This is a genomic window from Mesobacillus sp. AQ2, from assembly GCF_030122805.1.
Taxonomy (GTDB): Bacteria; Bacillota; Bacilli; order Bacillales; family Cytobacillaceae; genus Mesobacillus; species Mesobacillus oceanisediminis_A.
On sequence record NZ_CP126080.1, the window covers coordinates 1,428,716 to 1,453,537 of the forward strand.

22 protein-coding genes are annotated in these 24,822 nt (G+C 43.4%); 18 read left to right on the forward strand and 4 right to left on the reverse strand.

Annotation, left to right across the window (positions count from 1 at the left end; all coding sequences use genetic code 11):
- Window positions 1-185 precede the first annotated feature (185 nt).
- The 3 genes from yjfP to QNH36_RS07070 all read left to right on the forward strand — a co-directional run bounded on the left by yjfP (window position 186) and on the right by QNH36_RS07070 (window position 3,069).
- The gene (gene yjfP, locus QNH36_RS07060) at window positions 186-953 is read left to right on the forward strand and encodes an esterase (protein WP_283904991.1); all 768 of its coding nucleotides are present in this window, start codon (window positions 186-188) and stop codon (window positions 951-953) included.
- Window positions 954-1,029: 76 nt separating this feature from the next.
- Complete coding sequence (locus QNH36_RS07065; protein ID WP_214704922.1) at window positions 1,030-1,341, forward strand: metal-sulfur cluster assembly factor; 312 nt, start codon at window positions 1,030-1,032, stop codon at window positions 1,339-1,341.
- Between the two features lie 603 nt (window positions 1,342-1,944).
- The gene (locus tag QNH36_RS07070) at window positions 1,945-3,069 is read left to right on the forward strand and encodes a TIGR04053 family radical SAM/SPASM domain-containing protein (protein ID WP_283904992.1); all 1,125 of its coding nucleotides are present in this window, start codon (window positions 1,945-1,947) and stop codon (window positions 3,067-3,069) included.
- 99 nt (window positions 3,070-3,168) lie between these two features.
- Here the strand turns inward: QNH36_RS07070 and QNH36_RS07075 are convergent, their stop codons facing one another.
- Complete coding sequence (locus tag QNH36_RS07075) at window positions 3,169-3,867, reverse strand: Crp/Fnr family transcriptional regulator (RefSeq protein WP_144474521.1); 699 nt, start codon at window positions 3,865-3,867, stop codon at window positions 3,169-3,171.
- Between the two features lie 331 nt (window positions 3,868-4,198).
- Between QNH36_RS07075 and QNH36_RS07080 the strand changes: the two genes are divergently transcribed.
- The 3 genes from QNH36_RS07080 to cls all read left to right on the forward strand — a co-directional run bounded on the left by QNH36_RS07080 (window position 4,199) and on the right by cls (window position 8,619).
- Window positions 4,199-5,698, forward strand: coding sequence for a nitrate/nitrite transporter (locus tag QNH36_RS07080; protein ID WP_144474522.1), 1,500 nt, complete (start codon window positions 4,199-4,201; stop codon window positions 5,696-5,698).
- A 244-nt stretch (window positions 5,699-5,942) separates the two neighbouring features.
- Window positions 5,943-6,959 (forward strand): GTP 3',8-cyclase MoaA, encoded by a 1,017-nt coding sequence (gene moaA, locus QNH36_RS07085; RefSeq protein ID WP_251544143.1) that lies wholly within the window; start codon window positions 5,943-5,945, stop codon window positions 6,957-6,959.
- A gap of 148 nt (window positions 6,960-7,107) precedes the next feature.
- Window positions 7,108-8,619: a cardiolipin synthase gene (gene cls, locus QNH36_RS07090; RefSeq protein WP_283904993.1), complete on the forward strand. Its 1,512-nt coding sequence runs from the start codon at window positions 7,108-7,110 to the stop codon at window positions 8,617-8,619.
- Between the two features lie 69 nt (window positions 8,620-8,688).
- Here cls and ric read toward each other — a convergent pair whose 3' ends face one another.
- Complete coding sequence (ric, locus tag QNH36_RS07095; RefSeq protein WP_144474525.1) at window positions 8,689-9,387, reverse strand: iron-sulfur cluster repair di-iron protein; 699 nt, start codon at window positions 9,385-9,387, stop codon at window positions 8,689-8,691.
- A gap of 221 nt (window positions 9,388-9,608) precedes the next feature.
- On the opposite strand from ric, the gene QNH36_RS07100 reads away from it, so the two are divergent.
- From QNH36_RS07100 to QNH36_RS07115, 4 genes are all read left to right on the forward strand, one after another.
- The gene (locus tag QNH36_RS07100) at window positions 9,609-10,874 is read left to right on the forward strand and encodes a molybdopterin molybdotransferase MoeA (RefSeq protein WP_283904994.1); all 1,266 of its coding nucleotides are present in this window, start codon (window positions 9,609-9,611) and stop codon (window positions 10,872-10,874) included.
- Complete coding sequence (gene mobB / locus QNH36_RS07105) at window positions 10,868-11,386, forward strand: molybdopterin-guanine dinucleotide biosynthesis protein B (RefSeq protein WP_283904995.1); 519 nt, start codon at window positions 10,868-10,870, stop codon at window positions 11,384-11,386. The genes QNH36_RS07100 and mobB overlap by 7 nt, the downstream gene beginning before the upstream one ends.
- Window positions 11,387-11,497: 111 nt before the next feature.
- The gene (locus QNH36_RS07110) at window positions 11,498-11,953 is read left to right on the forward strand and encodes a respiratory nitrate reductase subunit gamma (protein WP_283904996.1); all 456 of its coding nucleotides are present in this window, start codon (window positions 11,498-11,500) and stop codon (window positions 11,951-11,953) included.
- A gap of 187 nt (window positions 11,954-12,140) precedes the next feature.
- Window positions 12,141-12,857, forward strand: a complete 717-nt coding sequence (locus tag QNH36_RS07115) for a YwiC-like family protein (protein ID WP_144474529.1) — start codon at window positions 12,141-12,143, stop codon at window positions 12,855-12,857.
- Window positions 12,858-13,254: 397 nt separating this feature from the next.
- Here the strand turns inward: QNH36_RS07115 and QNH36_RS07120 are convergent, their stop codons facing one another.
- Complete coding sequence (locus QNH36_RS07120) at window positions 13,255-13,947, reverse strand: Crp/Fnr family transcriptional regulator (protein ID WP_283904997.1); 693 nt, start codon at window positions 13,945-13,947, stop codon at window positions 13,255-13,257.
- A 222-nt stretch (window positions 13,948-14,169) separates the two neighbouring features.
- Between QNH36_RS07120 and argC the strand changes: the two genes are divergently transcribed.
- The 7 genes from argC to argF all read left to right on the forward strand — a co-directional run bounded on the left by argC (window position 14,170) and on the right by argF (window position 23,591).
- Window positions 14,170-15,204 carry an N-acetyl-gamma-glutamyl-phosphate reductase gene (argC, locus tag QNH36_RS07125; RefSeq protein WP_144474530.1) on the forward strand — a complete coding sequence of 345 codons (1,035 nt, stop codon included), beginning with the start codon at window positions 14,170-14,172 and terminating at the stop codon, window positions 15,202-15,204.
- 11 nt (window positions 15,205-15,215) lie between these two features.
- On the forward strand, window positions 15,216-16,451 hold the full coding sequence (gene argJ, locus QNH36_RS07130; RefSeq protein ID WP_144474531.1) for a bifunctional ornithine acetyltransferase/N-acetylglutamate synthase: 1,236 nt from the start codon (window positions 15,216-15,218) through the stop codon (window positions 16,449-16,451).
- Window positions 16,452-16,464: 13 nt separating this feature from the next.
- Window positions 16,465-17,238 (forward strand): acetylglutamate kinase, encoded by a 774-nt coding sequence (gene argB, locus QNH36_RS07135; protein ID WP_283904998.1) that lies wholly within the window; start codon window positions 16,465-16,467, stop codon window positions 17,236-17,238.
- On the forward strand, window positions 17,235-18,389 hold the full coding sequence (locus QNH36_RS07140; protein ID WP_283904999.1) for an acetylornithine transaminase: 1,155 nt from the start codon (window positions 17,235-17,237) through the stop codon (window positions 18,387-18,389). Before argB ends, QNH36_RS07140 begins: the two co-directional genes overlap by 4 nt.
- 75 nt (window positions 18,390-18,464) lie before the next feature.
- Window positions 18,465-19,544: a carbamoyl phosphate synthase small subunit gene (locus QNH36_RS07145; RefSeq protein ID WP_283905000.1), complete on the forward strand. Its 1,080-nt coding sequence runs from the start codon at window positions 18,465-18,467 to the stop codon at window positions 19,542-19,544.
- Complete coding sequence (locus QNH36_RS07150; RefSeq protein WP_283905001.1) at window positions 19,537-22,638, forward strand: carbamoyl-phosphate synthase (glutamine-hydrolyzing) large subunit; 3,102 nt, start codon at window positions 19,537-19,539, stop codon at window positions 22,636-22,638. The genes QNH36_RS07145 and QNH36_RS07150 overlap by 8 nt, the downstream gene beginning before the upstream one ends.
- Window positions 22,635-23,591, forward strand: coding sequence for an ornithine carbamoyltransferase (argF, locus tag QNH36_RS07155; protein ID WP_283905002.1), 957 nt, complete (start codon window positions 22,635-22,637; stop codon window positions 23,589-23,591). Before QNH36_RS07150 ends, argF begins: the two co-directional genes overlap by 4 nt.
- A 44-nt stretch (window positions 23,592-23,635) precedes the next feature.
- Here the strand turns inward: argF and QNH36_RS07160 are convergent, their stop codons facing one another.
- Window positions 23,636-24,448, reverse strand: a complete 813-nt coding sequence (locus QNH36_RS07160) for an undecaprenyl-diphosphate phosphatase (protein WP_144474537.1) — start codon at window positions 24,446-24,448, stop codon at window positions 23,636-23,638.
- A gap of 149 nt (window positions 24,449-24,597) precedes the next feature.
- Between QNH36_RS07160 and QNH36_RS07165 the strand changes: the two genes are divergently transcribed.
- Window positions 24,598-24,780, forward strand: a complete 183-nt coding sequence (locus QNH36_RS07165; protein WP_079508079.1) for a YjzC family protein — start codon at window positions 24,598-24,600, stop codon at window positions 24,778-24,780.
- Window positions 24,781-24,822 lie beyond the last annotated feature (42 nt).

A 24,822-nucleotide genomic window follows, 5' to 3' on the forward strand; every position in this document is an offset into this window, starting at 1 on the left:
AATCCTATGCGTATGATTGGCTCTTTCTTCATAAGAGTTCTACAATACATATTTGGATGGTAGTGAATTTCTTCTTATAACCACTATGGTAACCATTTTACATTTAAATTGTAAAAAAATCATATAACATACTTTAAAGCGCGGTAAAATTTATTGTCTGTTCGCATAATTTGGAGGGTTTAACAGTGATTTTAGTCGAAAAGAAACGCATTCAAGATATTCCCGTTCTTCATATCGCAAAACAAAGTCAATTTTCAGATAGAATGCCATTGATTGTTTTTCTGCATGGTTTTACAAGCACAAAGGAACGAAACATGCATTATGCCTATCTCTATGCCGAAAAAGGTTTCAGGGTGATCATGCCAGAAGCAAAATACCATGGAACCCGCAGTGAGGGATTGTCAGAGACAGAACTTGGCTTCCGTTTCTGGGAAATCGTCATAACTTCTATCGAAGAGCTTCCATCAATCAGAACAGAATTGGTCGATGAAGGACTAGTTGATCCTTCGAGGATTGGCGTAGCCGGAACATCGATGGGCGGCATCACCACGCTAGGCGCGATGGCTAAGTATGACTGGATCAAGGCCGGCGTGAGTTTAATGGGCAATCCGTCATTTGAGCAGTTTGCTCTGTGGCAGCTGAATGAAATGGAAAAACGGAATGTAAATATCAATTTATCGAAAGAAGAAATTTCAGAACTGCTCAATCAGCTGAAGCAGTATGACCTCAGCCAGCAGCCGGAAAAACTGAACAAACGTCCTCTGTTGTTCTGGCATGGCAGGATGGATCCAGTAGTACCATATGAATCGGCCTATCATTTTTATGAGCAAACTAGGAAAAACTATGTGGGAACAAAAGGAATGTTGGAGTTCATTACGGATGAACATGCTGGGCACAATGTGTCAAACGCTGGTGTAGAGGCTTCAGCAGAGTGGTTTGCAAAGCATATCTAATACCTTCCGCTTTTAATGGGAATGAATCATTGTTATGATAGAAACAGGTACAGCATTAATAAAGGAGTGTTCACCGATGGATGAAGAATTAAAAGAGAGCATTATGGGTGCGCTTGAGATGGTCGTTGACCCTGAACTTGGCGTAGATATCGTGAATTTAGGGCTTGTATATGATGTTGATTTGAATGAAGAAGGGCTTGCAACTGTAACGATGACCCTGACGTCAATGGGCTGCCCGCTAGCCGGCACAATCGTCGAGCAGGTTAAATTAGCACTTGCCGACCTTCCAGAAATCAAGGATACAGAAGTGAACATTGTTTTCAATCCGCCATGGTCAAAAGACATGATGTCACGTTACGCGAAAATTGCCCTTGGGGTAAGGGATTAATCAGCCTTTTGAAACAGCAGGAAAATTTCTTGCTGTCAGACTGTAGACAAACTCGATGGAATTCGAGCTTGTCTACAGTTTTTTTGTTTGTGCTGGAATGGGGCTTTTGATTTCCGTTCCAGGCGCTTCGCTTTCCGCGGGGCCGGCGCTGAGCCTCTCGCCGCCGTTGGCGTCTGCGGGGTCTCACCTGTCCGTCTGATCCCACAGGAGTCTACGCGCCTTCCACTCCAATCAACAGGATTCCTCAACTTAGTGTGGAACTAACCGTAAGTCTCTTTTAAAATAGATACATATAACGCTAAATGTGATAAAGATACATTCCAAGAACAATCCAATCCCTCGTGATCAAAAGTTAGAAATGGTTGCATTAGACCAGCTGGTTCATCAGACCATTTAGTCCGCAAGATAAAAGCAGCCCTTGATTTTTCTTTCATCTGACAGCAGGAAATCTCCTGCTGTTTTTTATTTGTTTTGAAGACAAAGGTCACAAAATTGTCATAGAAAAAGAACGATTGGCCATAATTTATGTGAGTTAGTTCACTTAAACATGTTGGAAACACTTATATACTTCTTGTATAGAGAAGTACTTAAGGAGGCGCCAATATGTTTGATAGAGATTTTAACAAAGACCCATTCATTGTGATTTGGGAACTTACAAGAGCCTGCCAGTTGAAATGCCTGCACTGCCGTGCGGAGGCACAATATAGAAGAGATCCTCGTGAACTGTCTTTCGAAGAGGGAAAAGCGCTGATTGACCAAATATACGAAATGAATAATCCGATGCTCGTGTTCACAGGCGGAGACCCTTTAATGAGGGAGGACGTCTTTGATATCGCCGAGTACGCTGTGAAAAAAGGTGTACGTGTATCAATGACACCAAGTGCGACACCGAATGTAACCAAGGAAGCGATTGAAAAGGCAAAGGCGGTCGGTCTATCGCGATGGGCCTTCAGTATCGACGGACCAACAGCAGAAGTTCACGACCACTTCAGGGGAACAGCCGGTTCCTTTGATTTAACGATGGAAAGAATAAAATATCTGCACGAGCTCGAAATTCCGATACAGATCAATACCGTCATTTCCCGATATAATATAGAGTATTTAGATGAAATGGCAAAAATGGTTGAAGATCTGGATTGTGTCCTGTGGAGTGTATTTTTCCTTGTCCCGACAGGACGCGGCCAGGAAAAGGACATGATTTCACCTGTGGAGCATGAAAAAGTGTTCCAATGGCTTTATAATTTAAGCAAACGGGTGAAGTTCGACATAAAAACTACAGCTGCCCAGCACTACCGCCGGGTTGTCATTCAGCAAAAAATGCGTGAAGCCAGGGATCATACAGACGAAATCAACTACTTGACGGCCCTGACAAATGAGGGGTTGACGGGATCCATCGATGGTCTCGGCCGGGCTCCAAAAGGTGTTAACGATGGAAATGGGTTTGTATTCATATCCCATATTGGAGATGTGTACCCGAGCGGATTGCTACCGGTTAAAGCAGGGAATGTCCGGGAACAGCCTCTTGCTGAAATTTACAGGGAATCTCCCGTATTCAAGTCACTGAGGAATCCTGATGAATACAAAGGGAAATGTGGTGTTTGCGAGTTCAGGCATGTATGCGGAGGTTCGCGTTCTCGGGCATATGCCATGACAGGAGATTACCTGGAGAGCGAACCGTTCTGCGTGTATATTCCTAAAGCGCTGAGAAAACAAAAGCAGGAAAGCTAACAAACCAGGGAAAAGGAAAGAAAAAAAGCAGCTCTGCTTCTAAAAGGGGTGCCTCATAATAGAAAAGCGAGTGAAGCTGGGCTTCACTCGCTTTTTATATTAGTCGATTGAACAGAAAACCGCCGGACAATTTTCACAGCCGATTTCCTTGCGTAAGTAATCTACATCATGAATCAGGATTTTCCCTTTTTTAATGGAGATGATACCTTCGCGTTTCAAGTCATTCAGGATCCTGTTTGTACTTTCACGTGATGTGCCGCAGAAATTGGCCAGTTCCTGATTTGTTAATGGAAGGTCAATCAGAATGCCGGTATCTTTATGGATACCATAGCTGTTCGTCATCCTGATCAATGTAGAGAATAGCGCTCCCTTTTTTCCGTTAAGTACTAAATCACGGAATTTAGTCTGTGTTTTGCGGAAATGGTCGCTCATCCATTTCATGAATTCGAATGCCAGCGATGGATTTTGAAAAATCTCCTTCTCGATGACATCTTTCCTGATTGCGGAGATGGTTGCATCCTCAAGGATCAATGCGCTAAGCAAATATTTTGGTGCCTCGGTAAACAGGGTCAATTCACCGCATAGATCATTTTCCCCGCAAATCCTTAACGCAAGTTCACGTCCATCCTGGGTTACCTTGCTAATCTGCACCTTTCCGCCAAGAATCAAATAAAGCTCCTCTGCCTCCATGCCTTCCTGGAACAAGTATGTGCCCTTCTTAACCTTGAATGTCCTGTCTGCAAACTGGAGCAATTCTTTAATTTCTATTGAATGAGTCACTTTCGTTGTGTTTGGCATGGTCATCACCCTTTTTTAGAATATAAGTTTCCGTGGCTTTTCGTTATTGAGACAATAATAACATCTGGATAGTGTTAACTAAATAACGCATGGGGAATTGTCAAAATCCCGTCACATTCTCTCTTCGTTTTGTTCACATTTTCGAAACAAAGTTGCTATAGGTATATTATATCGATAAAAAAAGTAAGTTGATTCCGATGTTAGAAGTCAACTGTGACAGTTTATTGAACAAAGAAATAGGAGTGAAGTTCTTCACATCATAAGGCCATGTATTTTTCTACGATTTATTTATCAAGCAAAAATCGCCTGAAAACTAGGAGGGGGAAGAATCATGCGAACACAAAAAAATCAGCTGCCGCTTCAAACGCTCAGTCTGGTTGCAGGTTTTATGGTGTGGGTTATTTTATCCGCATTAATGCCGTTCATTAAAGAGGATATAAAGCTTACAGCAAATCAAATCGCGATGGCGACTGCCATTCCTGTTGTCCTGGGTTCCGTTATGAGGATACCGATTGGATACTGGACAAACAAATATGGAGCACGAAAACTGTTCTTTGTCAGCTTCGCATTCCTGTTGTTTCCGGTGTATTTCATCAGTCTGGCAGATTCTTTTATTGACCTGCTGATCGGCGGCTTGCTGGTCGGTATAGGTGGTGCAATTTTTTCTGTCGGTGTGACATCCCTCCCGAAATACTATCCAAAAGAACGCCATGGATTTGTGAACGGAATTTATGGGGTAGGCAATCTCGGAACTGCGGTCACGACTTTTTCGGCACCGGTCATTGCATCGCAGATTGGCTGGCAGTCAACAGTCCAGCTTTACCTGGTGCTTTTACTGGCATTTGCATTGCTTAACTTTTTCCTTGGTGACAAAAATGAACCCAAAGTTCCTACACCACTGGGGGATCAAATTAAAAGTGTATACAAGAACCAGAAACTCTGGGCATTGAGTCTGTTTTACTTCTTAACATTTGGATCATTTGTAGCTTTTACGATCTACCTGCCGAATTTCCTTGTGTCACATTTTGAGCTCGATAAGGTAGATGCCGGAATCAGGACAGCAGGATTCATTGCCCTTGCTACATTCTTCAGGCCGATTGGCGGCTGGCTTGGTGATAAATTCAACTCATTCATCATCTTGATGATTGTCTTTGCAGGCATGACCATTTCAGGAATACTGCTGTCTTTCACACCTTCCCTGACCCTTTATACGATTGGCTGTCTTACGGTAGCAATCAGTGCGGGGATTGGCAATGGTACCGTCTTCAAACTAGTGCCGCTTTATTTTTCAAAACAGGCGGGGATCGTGAATGGTATAGTATCAGCGATGGGTGGATTGGGAGGCTTCTTCCCGCCGCTTATGCTGGCCTTCCTGTTCAACCTGACAGGGCATTATGCCATTGGTTTCATGGCTTTGTCGCAGGTTGCACTTGCGAGCCTGATCATCGTCATCTGGATGTACTATCAGGATAAATTGAGCCTTGCTAAAAATATCATCGACCATACTGCAGAGGGAATCATGATCACGGATGTGAAAGGCATGATTGAAAAGGTTAACCAATCTTTCACGAATGTAACGGGATATAAAGCTGAGGAAGTCATTGGGAGAAACCCAAGAGTCCTGAGGTCAGGAAAGCATGGGGAGGCTTTTTACAAGGAGATGTGGAAATCCATTGAGGAGAATGGATTCTGGCAGGGAGAAATCTGGAACAAAAAGAAGAACGGAAACATCTATCCTGAATGGCTTACAATAAGTCCTTTAAAAAATGAAGCCGGAGAAATCAAGAACTATGTCGGCATATTCAGTGAGCTACCTATAAAAAAGAAATAACCTTAAGAAGGCTGCATCAAATCCTTGATGCAGCCTTCTATTTTAGATAATATGACAACATAATGACATTTTCTGATAAAAACACTATCCTGCCAGTTTTTATGTTGTAATATAGACATAAGGGTAAAAGCTACTATTTTAAATAGAGGACTATTGATGTTACTGTGAGAATATTAACAGTGAACCATTACTATAGCTGTTACAATGTCAATAATCAAAACTTCTATAATTGGAGTTGACACAGATGGTAAAAAGCATAATTAAAGACCAATTAAATAGACCGCTCCGCGATTTGCGTATTTCTGTTATAGATCGCTGTAATTTCCGGTGTCAGTATTGCATGCCTGCCGAGATTTTTGGACCAGACTTTGCATTCTTGCCTAAAAGTGAGCTTTTGTCATATGAAGAAATCGAACGTGTGGCCAAATTGTTCATAGATCTGGGTGTTGAAAAAATCAGGCTCACAGGCGGCGAGCCATTGATGCGGAAAGACTTGCCGATCCTTGTCAAGAAGCTCAACCAGATTGAAGGGCTTAAGGATATCGCATTGACTACCAATGGCGTGATGCTCCCTAAATATGCCGAAGAGCTGTATGCAGCAGGGTTGAAGCGCGTGAATATCAGTCTGGATAGCTTAAAGGATGAGCTGTTCGGCGAAATCAATGGCCGCAATGTAGGGGTAGGGCCAGTACTCAAGGGAATCGAATCGGCAAAAAAGGCCGGGTTGGGCGTTAAAATCAACATGGTCGTCAAGAAAGGCCTGAATGATTCCGAAATTCTTCCGATGGCAGAATTCTGTAAAAAGGAAGGACTGGAGCTCCGATATATTGAATTCATGGATGTGGGCAGCACTAATGGCTGGAAGATGGACGACGTCATCACGAAAAAGCAAATCCATGACATGCTGAGTCAGCACTATGAATTGGAACCCGTAGATCCTGATTACTTTGGCGAGGTCGCTAAAAAATACCGATACAAAGGTACGGATATCAACGTCGGCTTTATTTCCTCAGTTTCTGAGTCCTTCTGCTCCAGCTGTACAAGATCACGTTTATCAGCGAATGGCCAGGTGTTCACCTGCCTTTTCAATGGCAATGGTCATGATATCCGTGACTTCATGCGTGCCGGTGCAACCGATGACGAGCTTCGTGAACGAATCACAAATATCTGGAATCACAGAACGGACCGTTATTCAGATGAACGTACAGCTGAAACCGTCGCGAACAGAAAGAAAATCGAAATGTCCTATATTGGCGGCTAAAGACTCCTTCGGGGGTCTTTTTCTGTTCCTCTGGAGTTTTTTATCCAAAGGAAAACAGAGGCTTCTGGATTTTGGGCATACTATGTTTCCAACCAAAAGGTTTATGGGTATACATGAATCTACGATAAAATTTGTTGGAGACTGCCGAATGCTAAAAAGAAGAATTGAATTTTTATTTGTATTTATTTTAATGGTGTGTTTTTATATTGTCTTTTTTACTGGGTACAGCCAGGCAATTAAGATTGCAGCGATCACCGTTTACTCCCTTATCCTGTTTGTCAGCATCTTTTCGTTGATGCTCGAGAACCGTTCCGCACAGCATACGCTGATGTGGATGTATGTAATGCTGTTATTTCCTGTCGCCGGGTATTTCTTTTACCTATTTTCAGGACAGCTGTATTTAAAAGGGTATCTGTATAAAAGCAAGCGTACCAGGGATCGTGACCAATGGGAAAAGCTGATGAGGAATGAAGAGTCGAGGGATCTTTCTTTCTTGATTGAAAATCAGTTTTGCTTCGCAAAATATGCAAAGAATTCAGCGTTGACTCCGATTACGACCGACTCAAGGGCAAAAATCCTTAAAAATGGGGAAGAGACTTTTTCTGAATTAAAAAAGAAATTGAAGGAAGCAGAAAAGTTCATCCATATGGAATACTATATTTTCAGGTCTGACCGGCTTGGCAGGGAAATAATTGACATCCTGATAGAAAAAGCCAGGCAGGGTGTTGAGGTTTTATTCATGTTCGATGCTGCCGGCAGCATGAAGATTGCCGCCACGGACCTTAAGGACATGCAGGAGGCAGGCGTTAAAGCTGCGCCGTTCTCTCCGCTCAAATACGGGTTCTTCAATCAGAAATTCAATTTTCGGAATCACAGGAAGATTGTCATCATTGACGGGGAAATCGGATTTGTCGGCGGATTGAATGTAGGCGTAGAATACCTCGGTGAAGATGAGAAAATCGGTTTTTGGCGCGATACCCATATGGTGCTGACAGGAGAGGCTGTCTATACCCTCCACAATGTCTTCCTGCTTGATTGGGAATATGTGAGCGGTGAAAGGGCACTTGGGAACTATATAGCCGAAAAAAAGCCGCATGAGAGCGATGAGCTGGATGGTGCGATTCAGGTAGTGCCAAGCGGGCCGGACACACAGCAAGGAATCATGAGTGATTTTTACTACACGATGATGTCCTGCGCAACTAAGTCGATTTGGATTGCCACTCCTTATTTTGTTCCTGATGAAGCGATAAGGACAGCATTGAGAGTGGCTGCAGCCAAAGGAATAGAAGTAAGGATCATGGTTCCGGAAATCAATGACAGCTATCTGACACAATATGCCAGCCGATCATACTTTTCTGAACTGCTGCGGAATGGGGCAGAGATTTACTCCTATAAAAAGGGGTTCCTGCACCAAAAGGTCATCATTGTCGATGGGAATATCGCTTCGATTGGGACGGCCAATATGGACATGAGGAGTTTCCATCTTAATTTTGAAGTGAACGTCTTCCTGCTTGGAACGAGTTCAATCAGAGATCTTGTAGCACATTATGAAGCGGACCTCGAAGATTCAGAGAAAATCAGTGCTGTCCAATATCATAAACGAGGACTCTGGGAAAGAACGAAGGAATCCTTCGCCAGACTGTTTTCAGGTGCATTATAGACCAACCAAAAAATGACCCCATCTTGAGAAAAAGGGGTCATTTTTTTACTGAGGCCTGCGATTTTCCTTTTATGCAATAAATCTCGGGAATAGAATATTATTCTCAAGATGTACATGCATGAATGTGTGTGACTCCAGGGCTTCAAGCCGCTTGTAAACTAAACGGTATGTTCCGCATGCATCGATTGGCGGATTGAAATCTTCAGTAATCTCGCGTAATTGTTTCAATATTGAGCCTGCATGATCATGTTCTTTCTCTAATTCTTCGATTTCGGCAATGATTCCAGCCCGCTTTTCAACATCAGCACTTTCAAGTTCCAGAAGCAGCGGGAACACTGTGGCTTCCTCTTTGGCTGTATGCTCTAAGAGCTCCTTTTTTAATTCATAAAAAAGTTCATTTACTTTTAACAGTTCATCGTGGCGTTCACCATGGACTTTCGCTACTTTGGTTACATATGGGCTTAGCATTTTCAGTTCTTCCTCAAGCTCACGGTGGTATTTATTCTTGATATGCTCGATCAATTCTTCAGAATCTGTATCGGTCCATACCTCCATGTTTTCGGCTGTGCCATTATGTTTTTTGTAAAGTTCTTCCAGCTGATTCATCAATTCAGGAACGTCAAGGTTCTGCTCCAACGCGGCTTCTGATAGCGGACGGTTGCCGCCACAGCAAAAGTCGAGTCTGTTTCTCTTGAATAAATCACTGGATTGAGGGAATATATTGACAATATCTTTAACTAGTGAATGTTGTTCAAAAGGCATTTTCATTAAAAAAACCTCCAATAAAAAATGTATACTGTTTACATACTCAGCATAAAGCAAATGTAATTACTACTTGGTGATGTGTATCACACTTCACAAAAAATCTACATATTTTTAAAAGTTTTTATGAGAGAATACTGTGAGGTTTGTTATGTATTCATTTTTACATTACTCTTATAATGAAAAGTGTAATCAATCAAGAGAAGCCTGCAATAGGAGCTGATTATATGTTAGAGCGAAGGAATCCTATCCCAATCGGAGAGGCAGTTAAGAGAGTAATGGAGCACAAAAAGAGTGGCTCTATCGAATATGTTTCAATCAATGAGAGTTATGGGCGCTATTTATCAGAGGATCTGAAAGCCACAAGTGATGTTCCGCATTTTGACAGAGCACCCTACGATGGCTATGCAATAAGGTCAGTCGATTCAGCGGAAGCTTCCCAAAACCAGTCAGTCGAATTTGAAGTGGTGGACCATATTGGGGCAGGAATGCTTACGGATAAGGAACTGGGACCTTTCCAGGCTGTAAGGATCATGACTGGGGCCCAAATGCCAGTTGGCGCCGATGCTGTGGTCATGCTTGAATTAGTAAAGGAAATCGAGCGTGATGGAAAGAAATATATGGAAACGAAACGCAAGCATAATAAAGGAGACAATGTTTCCTATCGCGGCGAGGATGCAAAGGAAGGGGAAGTGCTTGTCAAAAAAGGCACGTTCATCAATCCTGGTATCCAGGCGATGCTGGCGACTTTTGGCTATGCTCAGGTCCCTGTTGCGAAAAAACCGGTGATAGGCCTTTATGCAACCGGCACTGAACTGCTTGATGTCCATGAGCCGCTTGAACCGGGAAAAATCCGCAACAGCAATTCATATATGATTTCCGCTCAGATTCTCCGGGCGGGAGCTGAAGTTAAATATTTCGGTCAGCTGCCTGATGACTTTGACACCTGCTTTGATGCAGTAAGCAAAGCGATTGAGGAAGTGGATTTATTCATTACAACCGGGGGAGTTTCCGTAGGGGACTATGACTACCTGCCGGAAATTTATGCAAAGCTTGGAGCGGAAGTCCTGTTCAATAAAGTAGCGATGCGTCCGGGAAGCGTGACGACGGTTGCCCAGCTGGATGGCAAGCTGCTGTTTGGCCTGTCTGGAAACCCATCTGCCTGCTATGTAGGATTTGAGCTATTCGCCCGGCCGATCATCAGAACAATGCTGTTTACCGATAAGCCGCATCTAAGGAAGGAAAAGGCGATTTTGAATGCCAATTTCCCTAAGGCAAATCCATTCACAAGATTTGTCAGGAGTGCCCTGACAATCGAAAACGGAAAGCTGGCAGTTACACCGAGCGGTCTTGATAAGTCGAATATTATCATGAGCTTAGCGGGTGCTAATTCACTTATGATTCTTCCGGGAGGAACAAGAGGTTTCGAAGAAGGAACTGAGGTCGAGGTCCTGATGCTAGAGGACCATGTTGGCAGTGACTGGCCTTGGTAAAACCGGTACTGTTCCAGGTGGCAGGATATCAGAACAGCGGGAAGACGACACTGAGCCTTAACCTGATTCAGCAGCTTTCTGCAGCTGGCCTGGAGGTTGCTACGATCAAACACCATGGCCACGGTGGAAAGCCGGATATCGCGGAGGAAAAGGATTCAGGCCGCCATATGGGCGCAGGAGCAGTTGTCTCCCTTGTCGAAGGTGGAGGCAGGCTCGTCCTTCACGCGGAGAATCGGCAATGGTCCCTGGCTGAAGAAATAGAGGTTTTATCCTGCTTCGAGACAGATGTCATCCTGATAGAAGGCTATAAACGCGAGGCCTATCCAAAAGCGGTCATTCTAAGGAACGAAGCAGATTTAGAATTATTGAAAGTTCTTGCAAATATCAAGGTGGTTTTTTATCGTGACCCGAATCTGGCCAATCTATTGAAAGATTGTGCCTGCCCTGTCTTTCAAATGGAAGATGACAGGGGAGTGAATTGGGTTCTTGATTATATTCTCGAGCAAGTTTAGGTGGAAAGTTCGTCTTTCCACCTATTTTTATGTCGAATTTAGCTGGATGGGCGACTTTTATCACTGTCACTTCACACTTGCACGGTTAGAATGTTAAATGGAGTCCGATGATTGTGTAATTTTTGTGAGGTGAAAGCAGTGGAAATGCTGCAGATGTTTTTATGGATTGTCTACCCTTATACGGTAGTTGCCATAGTTGGGATGGGCCTGGTCTGGCGATATGATTCATCAAGGGATGAGGAGGCACGCTCAACTGCAGGGAAGCTTCTGCTGATGGTGGTAAAAGTAATGATGGCTGCGAGTACAGCGACCGGGATTGCCATAGTGCTTTCGAGCAGCATGGCTGATGAACCGCTCCTATTGTTCCGATGGCTGATCAGTCTCGCACAGCTGCAGCCAGACATAAGCTTAATCCTGGAGATTTCCATTCTCTCAAAGATCCATTTTGTCGTTGTGTTCTTGTTCCTGTTAAGTCTGGCATTCACAAAGGAAATTTATTATCTTTTGAAGCCGCATCAATATTTGAAGAAAATCTATCTCAAGCTTCAGGTTGAGAAAAGAGGATGAACTCTTGACTGCACACAATTGGTTATCGAATACAACCAATTGTGTGCAGCTTATTTTATTTTAGTGGCTCTTTTTTGACAGTTCGGTGTCAGTTGCAAACAGGGGTGGCAAAATGTGATGAGTTTCACTTATGTAATCCTCCGGCTGTTTTATAGTTAAAGCAGGAACCAAAAGGGAGTGTTCATTCATGAAATTATTTATGCCAAAACAGCATGGAGCCTGGGCGATGTTGATCATCCCTTTCTGGCTTGGAGCAGCGGCAAGTGAAATCGTCTGGCAGCATATCCCGTTTTTTATTGGGTGGCTATTACTATATTTGGGAACATATCCGCTTCTGTTGATGTTCAAAAAAAAGAAAATCCCGTTTTATCGCAAATGGGCGCTAATCTATATCATCCCATCCTTAGTATTCTTAATGGTCCCGTTATTCACGACACCATCCATTGTGTTCTTTGGGTTTGCGATGATTCCATTTTTCGTCCTTAATGCCTATTTCTCGGCCAAAAATAAAGACAGGGCACTGATGAATGATCTAAGCGCGATCATTGTTTTTTCCATCGCTGGCCTTGCAAGCAGTTATCTGCCTGCTGCAGAAATCAATCAGCACGGTGTTCTCGTTTTTGCTTCAAGTATACTATTTTTCACAGGAAGTACTTTCTATGTGAAAACGATGATCCGGGAAAAGAAAAACAGTCAATTCAAGTGGATATCCTGGACTTATCATTTGCTGGTCCCGGTTTTGTGGCTGGCAGCCGGAGAAGTCATTGTCGCCGTTGCTGCAGTACCAAGCCTGATCAGAGCCGTCGCATTTTACGGCAAGCCACTTAGCGTCATGAAGGTTGGAATATATGAAATCATAAACGCAGCATTGTTTTTCATCATCATGCTTTTCGCAATTCAATAAAAAATAAAGAAAGCCGCCAGAAATCTGGCGGCTTTTCTTTAAGAGATAAGAGAATATATAAATTTCATTTCAAGCTATAAAATTGGAAAGTCGCTATATAAATCGAAAAGTCGCTATATAAAATTGAAAGTCGCTATATAAATCGAAAAGTCGCTATATAAAATTGAAAGTCGCTATATAAAATTGAAAGTCGCTATATAAAATTGAAAGTCGCTATATAAATTGAAAACTCGCTATATAAAATTGAAAGTCGCTATAAAAATTGAAAACACTCACTATTTAAATTGAAAATTTCTCTATATAAATCGAAAACTCGCTAAATGTCCAGATCTATCGCCTAGCCTGTCAGGCCTTCCAGCGCTTGTCGGTCCTGATAGGATAGGCGCTTGCGCTTTTCTTATTCAATATTGCATATTTCAATCGGGCAATTCTCGCAGTCGATTTCCCGTTTCAGGCGATGAAGTGCATGTATGGTTATATATCCTTTGTCGATAGAGATGATATCCTGTTTCCTGAGCTCGCTCAATAACCGGTTTACAACTTCACGCGATGTGCCGCAGAAGTTTGCGAGTTCCTGATTTGTCAAGGATACATCAATTTTCATGCCGTCTTCGGTTTTTACACCGAAACTGTTCACCAAACGGATCAGGGTAGAGTACAATGCACCTTTCTTTCCGTGAAGGACCAAATCCCTGAACCTGGTTTGCGATTTGCGGTGCTGCAGGGAAAGCCATTTAACGAGTTCCAGTGCCAATCCGCTATCTTTTGAGATTTCGTCCTCGAGCCGGTCCTTTTGAATAACCGCAACACTCCCGCTTTCAGAAGCCCTGGCGTTCAATATATGCTGCGATTCCGGACTGAACAATGTCAATTCTCCAACCAACTCACCGGCAGAGCACATTCTGATCGTAAGCTCGCGCCCATCTGGGATCATTTTGCTGACCTGGAATTTCCCGCTCTGGATAATGTATAACTCATTCGCAGTATTTCCCTCTTCAAAAAGGAAGCTTCCTTTATCGATATTTTTGATTCTATGAACTTTTTCAAACAGCTTATTCATATTTGGTGACAAGGTTGCAGCCGTCAACATGTGATTACCACCTTATTAAGGGAGTTTATACACCCGTCCGTATCTGATATTAATATAATTATATTGTAAAGCATACAAAATCATCAATCTAATTGTGAAATGTTCACATATTTTTAATAATTTAGTTGCCTTTTTATAGTTTAGTTTTTATAATAAAAAGAACTTTACTAATAATTATAAAAAAATATGTTTATTTATGCATATCGTGAAAGGAGGAAAAACGTGAAGGCAGCTATTATCGGAACGACAGGTTATGGGGGCGGGGAGCTGATCCGTATACTCAACAATCATCCATCTTTCACTATTCATTCAGTACATACAACACGGGATGAAAAGCCTGTTTCTGCAGAGTATCCCCATTTGACAGGCATCTTTGATAAAGTCCTCACCAGCATTGATCCAGAAAAAATCGTTGATGAATCAGACATTGTCTTCCTGGCAACACCATCGAAAGTTTCCGGAGAACTTGTCGAAAACTTTTTTAATAAAAACATCAAAGTCATCGACCTGTCCGGAGACCTGAGATTAAAAGAATCCAATACTTATAGAAACTGGTATAAGCATAAACCAGTAGACAATTCGATTCTGGCCGAAGCAGTGTATGGCCTAAGCGAATGGAACAGAGAGGAAATTGTGCATGCAAGCATTCTTGCCAATCCAGGCTGCTATCCAACAGCAGCGCTTCTCGGCCTCGCGCCGGTCTTGAAGGAAAAAGTAATTGATCCAAATAGTATAATCATTGATGCAAAGTCTGGCGTATCGGGGGCAGGAAGGTCGCCTTCCCTGGGCACCTTGTATGCTGAGTTGAATGAAAATTTCAAAATTTATAAAGTGAACGAGCATCAGCATATTCCGGAAATTGAACAACAGGTAAGTTTTTGGAATGGTGATGGGGTGAAAATAACCTTCAGCACCCACCTCATTCCGGTAACGAGAGGGATCATGACGACCATGTATGTGAACCTTAAGGAAGATTGGGATACTTCGAGATTGCTGGATTTGTATGAGGAAACTTATTCTCGGCACCCTTTTGTAAGAGTCAGGAAGGAAGGAATCTTTCCGGCCGTGAAAGAAGTTAAAGGTTCTAATTACTGCGATATCGGATTGCATGCGGACAGCCGGACTGGAAGGCTGACGATTGTTTCGGTCATTGATAATTTAATGAAAGGCGCTGCAGGGCAGGCTGTCCAGAACGCCAATATAATGTTTGGATTAGATGAAACAGCGGGTCTTGAAATGATGCCCCTGTATCCATAAAGGAGGATTATATGTACCAGGCTTTGACAGACCAGAAGTTGATCAAAGAAATCCCGGAGGGCGGGATCTTGACTCCAAAGGGATTCAAGTGCGGCGGAGTTCATGCTGGATTGCGCTATAACAAGCTTGATTTAGGAATGATTGTTAGTGAGGCACCAGCAAGCTGTGCTGCGGTTTATACAACAAGCCATTTTCAGGCTGCTCCGCTGGTTGTTACACAGGAGAGCATTGCCAGTGATGGAGTTCTTCAGGCCGTCGTCGTCAACAGTGCATGCGCGAATGCTTGTACAGGCGAACAGGGATATAAGGATGCACTGAAGATGAGGGCGCTGACAGCGGAAAAATTAGGGATTCCTGAACATCATGTAGCTGTAGCCTCCACGGGAGTCATAGGTGAATTCTTGCAAATGGAAAAAATTGAAGCGGGAATCGCAAAGCTCGCAGTCGGGAATGCTTCCGAAGATATTAAGGACTTCCAGACGGCGATTCTGACAACCGATCTTGTACAGAAGCACTCTTGTCATTGTGCTTTGATCGATGGAAAAACCGTTTCGGTGGGAGGAGCAGCAAAAGGTTCAGGCATGATTCATCCGAATATGGCCACGATGCTCGGGTTTTTAACGACTGATGCGAATATATCAAGTGCAGACCTGACATACGCACTAAAAGAAGTAACCAATACAACATTTAATCAGATCACTGTCGATGGCGATACCTCGACAAATGACATGGTCCTTGTAATGGCAAACGGAGCTGCCGGAAATAAACTGCTGAATCCTGAGCATCCTGAATGGCCGGTTTTTATTGAACTGTTAAAAGAAAGCTGTGCCAGCCTTGCAAAACAAATTGCCAGGGATGGGGAAGGAGCGACAAAACTGATTGAAATATCCGTATCCGGTGCATTGTCTGATGAAGAGGCACGGATAATTGGCAAGCAAATAGCCGGTTCAAACCTTGTCAAGACCGCGGTATACGGTGCAGATGCCAACTGGGGAAGGATTATTGGGGCGATCGGCCAGAGCCAGGCAACCGTAAATTCGAATACCGTGGACATTTCGCTTGGTGACATCATCATGCTGAAGGATAGTACACCGATAGCTTTCGACGAAGAAATCGCAAGAAACTATTTGATGAATGACAAGGTGGAAATTTTCGTGGATCTCCATCTAAGTGAAGGCAAAGGAATGGCATGGGGCTGTGACCTTTCATATGATTATGTGAAAATTAACGCAAGCTATCGGACTTAAAGGGGCGGATTCTTTGGAAACTGTAGTCATTAAATGCGGCGGAAGTGTGCTGGGGGAACTTGATGACCCATTCTTTATGAGTCTTAGAGAATTGATGAAAAACGGATATTATCCTGTCATCGTCCATGGTGGCGGGCCAGCAATCAATTCAATGCTTGATTTATATAACATCCCTGCGGACTTCAAGGAAGGGCTTAGGGTAACGTGCGATAAAACGATGGAAATCGTTGAAATGGTCCTGTCAGGCCAGACGAACAGGCAGCTGTGCGGGATATTGATGAAACAAGGATTCAAGGTTCTTGGTATTAATGGGAGCGACGGATCCTGCTTGCAGGCAGACTATATCGATAAACAAGGGCTAGGGTATGTAGGGAAGGTCAACAACGTAAATACTGACCTTATTATGATGGCAGTTGAGTCGGGTTATATTCCGGTCATTACTCCTATCGGAATTTCGGAGGATGGCTGCAAGCTGAATATCAATGGAGATTACGCTGCTGCATCGATCGCGAAAGCTTTGAATGCCGAGCGCTGTGCTTTTGTGACCAATGTCGATGGCATCCTGATCAACGGTGAGTTAATCGCCGAAATAACGGATCATGAGATAGAAAACTATATTTCTGATGGAAGCATTTATGGCGGAATGGTACCCAAGGTAAATTCAGCATTATCTGCAACAGCCGCCGGTGTAGAGAAAGCGATGATCATTTCTGGCAAAAAGCCATTCTATAAAAATGACTGCTGGCATGGAACCGCGATTGCCGCAAAGGAAGGAGTGCTAAAATGAGTCATTTATTCCCTACTTACCAGAGATGGGAGATTGAGCCTGAGAAAGCAAGCGGATCGGTCATCCATGGGAAAGATGGACGTGAATATCTTGATTTTACTTCAGGTATAGGTGTATGTAATCTGGGCCATCGTCCTGAAGGGGTAGAACAGGCTGTCAAAGATCAGCTGGAATTATTCTGGCATGTATCAAATCTTTTTCCGCAAAGCATCCAGGAGGAAGCGGCCGGAAAACTTGCGAAAGCGTCTGGTTTGGATTGTGTGTTTTTTGCCAACAGTGGTGCAGAGGCGAATGAAGCAGCAATAAAACTGGCGAGAAAAGCAACCGGCAGGAAGAAGATCATTACGTTCCTGCAATCCTTCCATGGGCGTACGTTTGCTGGCATGGCAGCGACAGGGCAGGAAAAAATCAAGCATGGATTCGGGAGTATGCTCGAAACCTTTGTTCACTTGCCATTCAATGACCTGGAAGCTCTAAAAAATGAAATTGATTCCGATACAGCAGCCGTCATGATTGAAATTGTTCAGGGTGAAGGCGGAATTCATGTCGTTAATGAAGAGTTTATTAAAGAGGCAGACAAACTCTGCACAGAAAACGGGGTGCTGCTTATTGTCGATGAAATCCAAACGGGAATCGGGCGTACAGGAAAGCCCTTCGCCTTTCAGCACTTTGGGATCTCACCCGATATCATAACGGTTGCAAAAGGGCTTGGTAATGGATTGCCAATTGGTGCAGCCGTCGGTAAAGCGATACTTGCAGAACATTTTGGCCCGGGTAGCCATGGATCAACATTCGGAGGGAATCCAATCAGTACCGCTGCTGCTTCCGCTGTAATGGATATTATCTTCGAGCATGAATTCCTTAAAGAAGTATCTGCCAAAGGGGAGACTTTGTTTCAGTTGCTTGACCAGGAACTTGGCGATTTGGAAGTGGTAAATGAAATCAGGGGCATTGGCTTGATGGCCGGTATAGAATTGACTGTTGCAGCCCAGCCTTATCTCTCCCAGCTGAGGAAGGCGGGATTGATCACTTTGCCGGCAGGAGAAAAGGTGATAAGGCTTCTTCCGCCGCTGATTGTAACTGTTGAAGAGCTGCAAAAGGCAGTATCTGTATTAAGAGAAATATTAATAAAGCAAACCGTAACAGCTTAAGAGCTGTATATTTTTTAAAAATAAATGAATAAAAATTTATTAATATAAATAAATATTCAACTGGAGAGGTGACAAATGAAAGGATATTTGCATCTGGCTGACGGAAAGACATATCAGGGATCCCTGCTTGGTTCGCTTCCTGAAGAGGGAATCGCCGGTGAAATTGTGTTTTTCACAGGAATGACAGGATATCAGGAGGTACTGACCGATCCTTCCTATAAGAATCAAATCATTGTGTTCACTTATCCGCTGATTGGCAATTACGGTATAAATAATGAGGATTTTGAAAGCAAGAAGCCGCATGTTGCAGCGGTAATTGTCTGTGAAGCTGCCAAAGAGGCCTACCATTATGAAGCACAGCATTCTTTTACCGAGTATCTTGAAAAATGGAATATTCCGGTCCTTGAACATATTGATACCCGTGAGCTTGTAAAAAGCATCCGGCAAAATGGCACGATGCCGGCAGTTCTGGCAGCTGGCCGTGAAAGTACTGTATGCTGCGACACCAGCGACAGCCTGAAGGTAAAAGAGGTTTCAGTCCAGTCACCGGTGACGATTGGAAGGGGCAATACCCACATCGTATTGGTCGATTACGGATTCAAAAAATCGATTGCCGACTATCTCGTTAAACAAAGCTGCCTTGTTACAATCGTTCCCTATGATTATAGTGCGGAACAAATTTCGGCACTGAAGCCTGATGGGGTGCTTTTATCAAATGGACCAGGAGATCCAAAAGAGTTGATTGATCAGCTGCCGGAAATCAGGAAAGTGGCTGAATATTATCCGGTATTGGGAATCTGTCTCGGCCATCAGCTGGCGGCCCTTGCTTTCGGAGGGGATACGAGAAAAATGCTGTTTGGACACCGGGGAGCAAACCAGCCTGTATTCGATGTGACGGGAAACCGTGTATTCATGTCATCACAAAATCATAGCTATGCGGTTGATCAAGATAGTATCGAGCATACAGGTTTGAAAATACGGTTCCTTAATAAAAATGACCAGTCCATCGAGGGGCTTTACCATGAAAAACTGCCGCTGATTACCGTTCAATTTCATCCAGAAGCAAGTCCGGGACCTGAAGATAGCATCTTCATATTCGAAGAATTCATCAATACAGTCAAATACAGAAAGCGGAGAGAAGTCAGCTATGCCTAAGGATACAAGTATTAAATCAATATTGGTCATTGGATCTGGCCCCATTATCATCGGCCAGGCAGCAGAATTTGATTATGCAGGAACACAGGCCTGCATCGCTCTGAAAGAGGAAGGCTACCGTGTCATACTTGTCAACAATAACCCTGCCACCGTCATGACGGATCATGTGTTTGCCGACGCAGTCTATTTTGAGCCGATGACAGTGGAAAGTGTAGAAAATATCATCAAAAAAGAAAGGCCAGATGGCATTCTCGGCACACTGGGCGGCCAGGCAGGACTAAATCTGGTTTTTAAGCTGAGTGAACAAGGAATCCTCGAAAAATACCGTGTGAAAGTACTTGGTACTTCAGTGTCGAGCATCAAGCAGGGGGAGGACAGGGAAGCATTCCGAAGCCTGATGCATAAGCTGAATGAGCCTGTGCCGGAAAGCGAAATCGTACAAATGGTGGAAGAAGCGGCTGCTTTTGCAGAAAGAATCGGTTTTCCGCTGATTGTCCGTCCAGCCTATACACTTGGCGGCACAGGAGGCGGAATTGCCGATGATATGGATGAATTACTGGCGCTTGTTTCCGGGGGATTGAATGAGAGCCCAATCAACCAATGCCTGGTGGAAAGAAGCATTGCCGGCTTCAAAGAAATTGAATATGAAATGATGCGTGATTCAGCTGGAACTTGTATCGCCATTTGTAATATGGAAAATATCGATCCAGTGGGAATCCATACAGGTGACTCGATCGTCGTTGCACCTTCCCAAACGCTGACTGACCGTGAGTATCAAATGCTCAGGATCTCGGCGGTTAAAATTATTTCGGCTTTAGGAATTGTCGGAGGCTGCAATATCCAGTTTGCCCTCGATCCTGAAAGCAAGAAATACTACTTGATTGAAGTGAATCCGCGTGTAAGCCGGTCTTCAGCGCTCGCATCCAAAGCGACAGGTTACCCGATTGCCCGTATGGCAGCAAAGCTGGCCGTTGGATATAACCTGGCAGAGATCAAGAACCCGGTAACGGGAAATACATTCGCCAGCTATGAGCCGGCGCTCGATTATGTAGTAGTGAAAATCCCGAAATGGCCGTTCGAACAATTCCCTCACATTGACCGGACACTGGGGACGCAAATGAAGGCAACCGGGGAAGCGATGGCGATTGACAGAAACTTTGAGCGTGCATTCATCAAAGCCGTCAGGTCCCTTAACATCAAAACCTTGGACTTGAAGCTGCCTGCTATTGCGGATCTTTCCGTTGAAGAGTTATACACCCTTGCAGACAATCAGACAGACCAGCGGATATTTGCTTTGCTGGAACTGCTGCGCAAAGGCGAGAGGATGATGGCTCTCCATGAAAGAACCAAAATAGATCTGTTCTTCCTATCTAAATTCAAATCATTGATTGAAATGGAGAAGGAAATTGAAGGATACAATATCGAAATCATTACACCATCTGAACTAAGAATTTTAAAAGAAAAAGGTTTTAGCGATGCCTATCTGGCAACAGTTTGGAAGGTTGCGGAGAAAGCTGTCAGGGAACTGCGAAGAGAGCAAGGTATAGTGCCTGCATATAAGATGGTCGATACATGTGCTGCTGAATTTGAATCAGCATCCAATTATTTTTATTCGAGCTATTTTGGAGAAAATGAGGCGATGGCTAAAAGCGGAAAGCGGAAGGTCCTCGTCATCGGAAGCGGCCCAATCAGCATCGGTCAGGGAATTGAGTTTGATTATTGCTCAGTTCACGGCGTCTTTGCCCTTAAGGAAGAAGAAATCGAAACGATCATGATCAATAACAATCCCGAAACAGTCAGCACAGATTTTGCGATTTCCGACAGGCTGTATTTTGAGCCATTGGCATTGGAAGATATCTTGAATGTGATTGAGCTTGAAGGAATTGATGAAGTCATTGTTCAGCTCGGCGGACAGACGGCTTTAAATCTTGCCAAAGGGCTTGAAGAAGAAGGAGTACAGCTCCTGGGAACATCCTCCGGGACAATTGATGTATTTGAAGACAGAGATGAATTTTACAAACTGCTTGATAAATTGGAGATTCCGCGTGTAAAAGGAGAGACAGCTGCTGACGAAGAAGAATTGCGGAATGCAGCCGAGCGTCTCGGATACCCAGTACTGATCAGGCCATCTTATGTCATTGGCGGGTTGAATATGGTCATAATTCATAACCAACAGGAGTTGAATAATGTATTGGAAGAAGGAAATATACATTACCCGATTCTTGTTGATCAGTATCTTGAAGCAAGTGAGGCAGAGCTTGACCTTGCGGCGGATGGTGAGCATATCCTGATTCCGGCGATCATCGAGCATATCGAGAAGACAGGAGTCCATTCAGGGGACAGTTTTTGTATGATCCCTGCCCAGAGCTTCCCGCCAAAAATGAAACGGAAAATGGCTGATTATGCCAAGAGGATTGTGAGCAGTTTGAAATATAAGGGGTTAATGAATGTTCAGTTCATTGTGAAAGGTGAGGACGTGTATTTACTGGAAGTCAATCCACGTTCAAGCAGGACCATGCCGATCGTTAGCAAGGTAGCCGGAGTGGATTTAGTGAAAAAAGCGACAAAAATATTGCTTGGGAAATACTTTTTGTCGAAAGACGAAATCAAACTCGATTCTGATGCACCTTTCATCTGTGTCAAACACCCTGTATTTTCGAACTTTGCACTAAAAGGGCTTGACAGCAAAACAGGTCCTCAAATGATATCGACAGGAGAAGGAATCAGTGTAGGAGCCTCTTTTCAAGAAGCCATAAATAAAAGTTTTCATTCCTTAAATGGAAAGAGTGTCAACGGTACCATTGCCATTGCTGATAAGAAGGTTTTATCGGAAGTGGAAAACAAATTCCCTTCTTTACAGCTTGTGGATATTGACCATGTAACTGAAGATAACTTAATCGCTGCCTTGTATTGCCCCGGGACTTTGAAAGAGGATATCGCTCTAAGGGAGTGGGCAGTAAAGAACAGAAAAATCGTCTTGACCCAAAAGGAAACATTATATGCTTTTTTAGAAAGCCAATCCATGCAATCCTGGAATGTAAAATCCCTAGGAGAATGGCTGACAGAAAAAAATGAGGAAGTGATTGTAAGATGACAGCACTGCAACAGCTTGATACCAATCTAAAAGGCAAAGATTTATTAACTCTTGCCCATATAGAAAAACATGAGATTCTGGCATTGCTGGAAAAGGCAATGATCCTCAAAGAAAAAACGCTCAAAAAACAATTTGACCAGCCTTTAAAAGGGAAAATCCTTGGAATGATTTTTGATAAATCCTCGACTCGGACCCGGGTTTCATTCGAAGTAGGCATGATTCAGCTTGGAGGCAGCACTCTATATTTAAATGGCAATGATCTTCAGCTGGGGAGAGGCGAATCGCTAAGCGATACAGCCCAGGTTCTTTCACAATACCTGGATGGCATCATGATCAGGACGTTTTCACATAAATCGGTGGAGGAGCTGGCACAGCATGCCGATATACCGGTCATTAACGGATTGACCGATTTATATCACCCATGCCAGGCGCTGGCCGATCTGATGACGATATACGAAAAGAAGGGTAAGCTGGAAGGACTCAAGCTGGCATATATCGGGGATGGCAACAATGTCGCACATTCCCTGATGATCGCCTGCACAAAAGTGGGTCTCGACATATCGCTTGCATGTCCAAATGGATATTACCCTGATTCGCAAATTATATCCCTTTGTGAGAGCTTTGCAGCAAAGAGTGGTGCAAAACTCGTCATTACTGAATCGCCATCAGAAGCTGTTGCTGAAGCAGATGTCATCTATACAGATGTCTGGACGAGCATGGGACAGGAAGGCGAAAACGAAAAAAGAATGAAGGACTTTCAAGATTTTCAGGTTAATGCTGAATTGCTGACGGCAGCAAATGATGATTACCTTTTCATGCACTGCCTTCCCGCACATCGAGGAGAAGAAGTAGCCGCAGATATCATTGATGGTCAGCACTCAGTCATTTTTGAGCAGGCAGGAAATCGACTTCACGCCCAAAAAGCTTTGCTGGTGAAGATTTTGAAGGACTAGATACAAATAAAACCGGCTAAATGTTAGCCGGTTTTTTACCTTAATTAAGAGAAAAGGATCACTGCTGTGCCAGCAATGAAGCAATAAATCGCAAAATACTTCAGATTTCCCTGGGCCATGATATTCATGAACCATTTTAATGAAAAGTAAGAGGCGATTAGTGAAGCAATAAATGCAAATACATACGGTAATGCCAGATCCTTAAGAAATGGGTCTTGTAAAATGTCCGAAAATCCAAGGATCATGCCGCCGACACTGACAGGAATATATAACAGGAAGGAATATCTTAAGGCTGTTTCCTGTTTCATGCCAAGCGCCATTGCGGCAACAATCGTAGCACCCGAACGGCTGATTCCTGGTATGAGGGCTACAGCCTGGGCAAGACCAACAATAATCGCATCCCTAAAACTTAAATCACCGTCACTTTTGCGCCCCCGCAAATTCCGAATCATCCAAAGTGCAAAGCCAGTCACCAATAATGTAATGCCGACAGTTTTTATTGAAGCTAAATTTCCCTCGATAAAGTCGCCAAAAAGGATGCCGATGACTCCTGCAGGAATCGTTCCGACAATCAGGTAGATAATGAACATAAAGTCAGACTTCGCTTCAGGATCTTTATCCTTAAGATATGCAAGTCCATTGACAATTAATCGCCAGATATCTTCCCGATAAATGAATAATACCGCAAATAATGAAGCTGTGTTCACCAAAAGGGCAAAGCTCATGCCCCTGATTTCAAGCCCGAAAAAATGCTCGGCAATTTCAAGGTGGCCGCTTGAAGACACGGGTATTGGCTCTGTAATTCCCTGGAATAAACCTAAAAGTATGTATTTGATCAAATCAAAGAAATTCTCCATAATGATTTCTAATCCTCCATGTTTTTTTAACCCATACAAACTAATGTACAGCATATCCCTTTTTTTTAAAAGGATAAAATAAGCATTAATACTTTGGTTGAGAAAGTAAATAATATTACAGCCGGAATACTTATGAAGGAGGAAGGCAAATGGGTCAGAGTCATCAGTTCCGTGCCGGACAAAAGGCACCTAATAATGGTATTTACATTGAAATCGGCGAAACAGGCAGCAATGTCAACAACCCGCAAAAAATCAAGCTAAAAGCTGGGGATCGCTTTCCTGAAAACTCCAACCATAATCGCCACTGGACATACATGCCAAAATTTAAATAAAAGCAGTAAAGCCATCCAGTGCGGATGGCTTTACTTTATGGA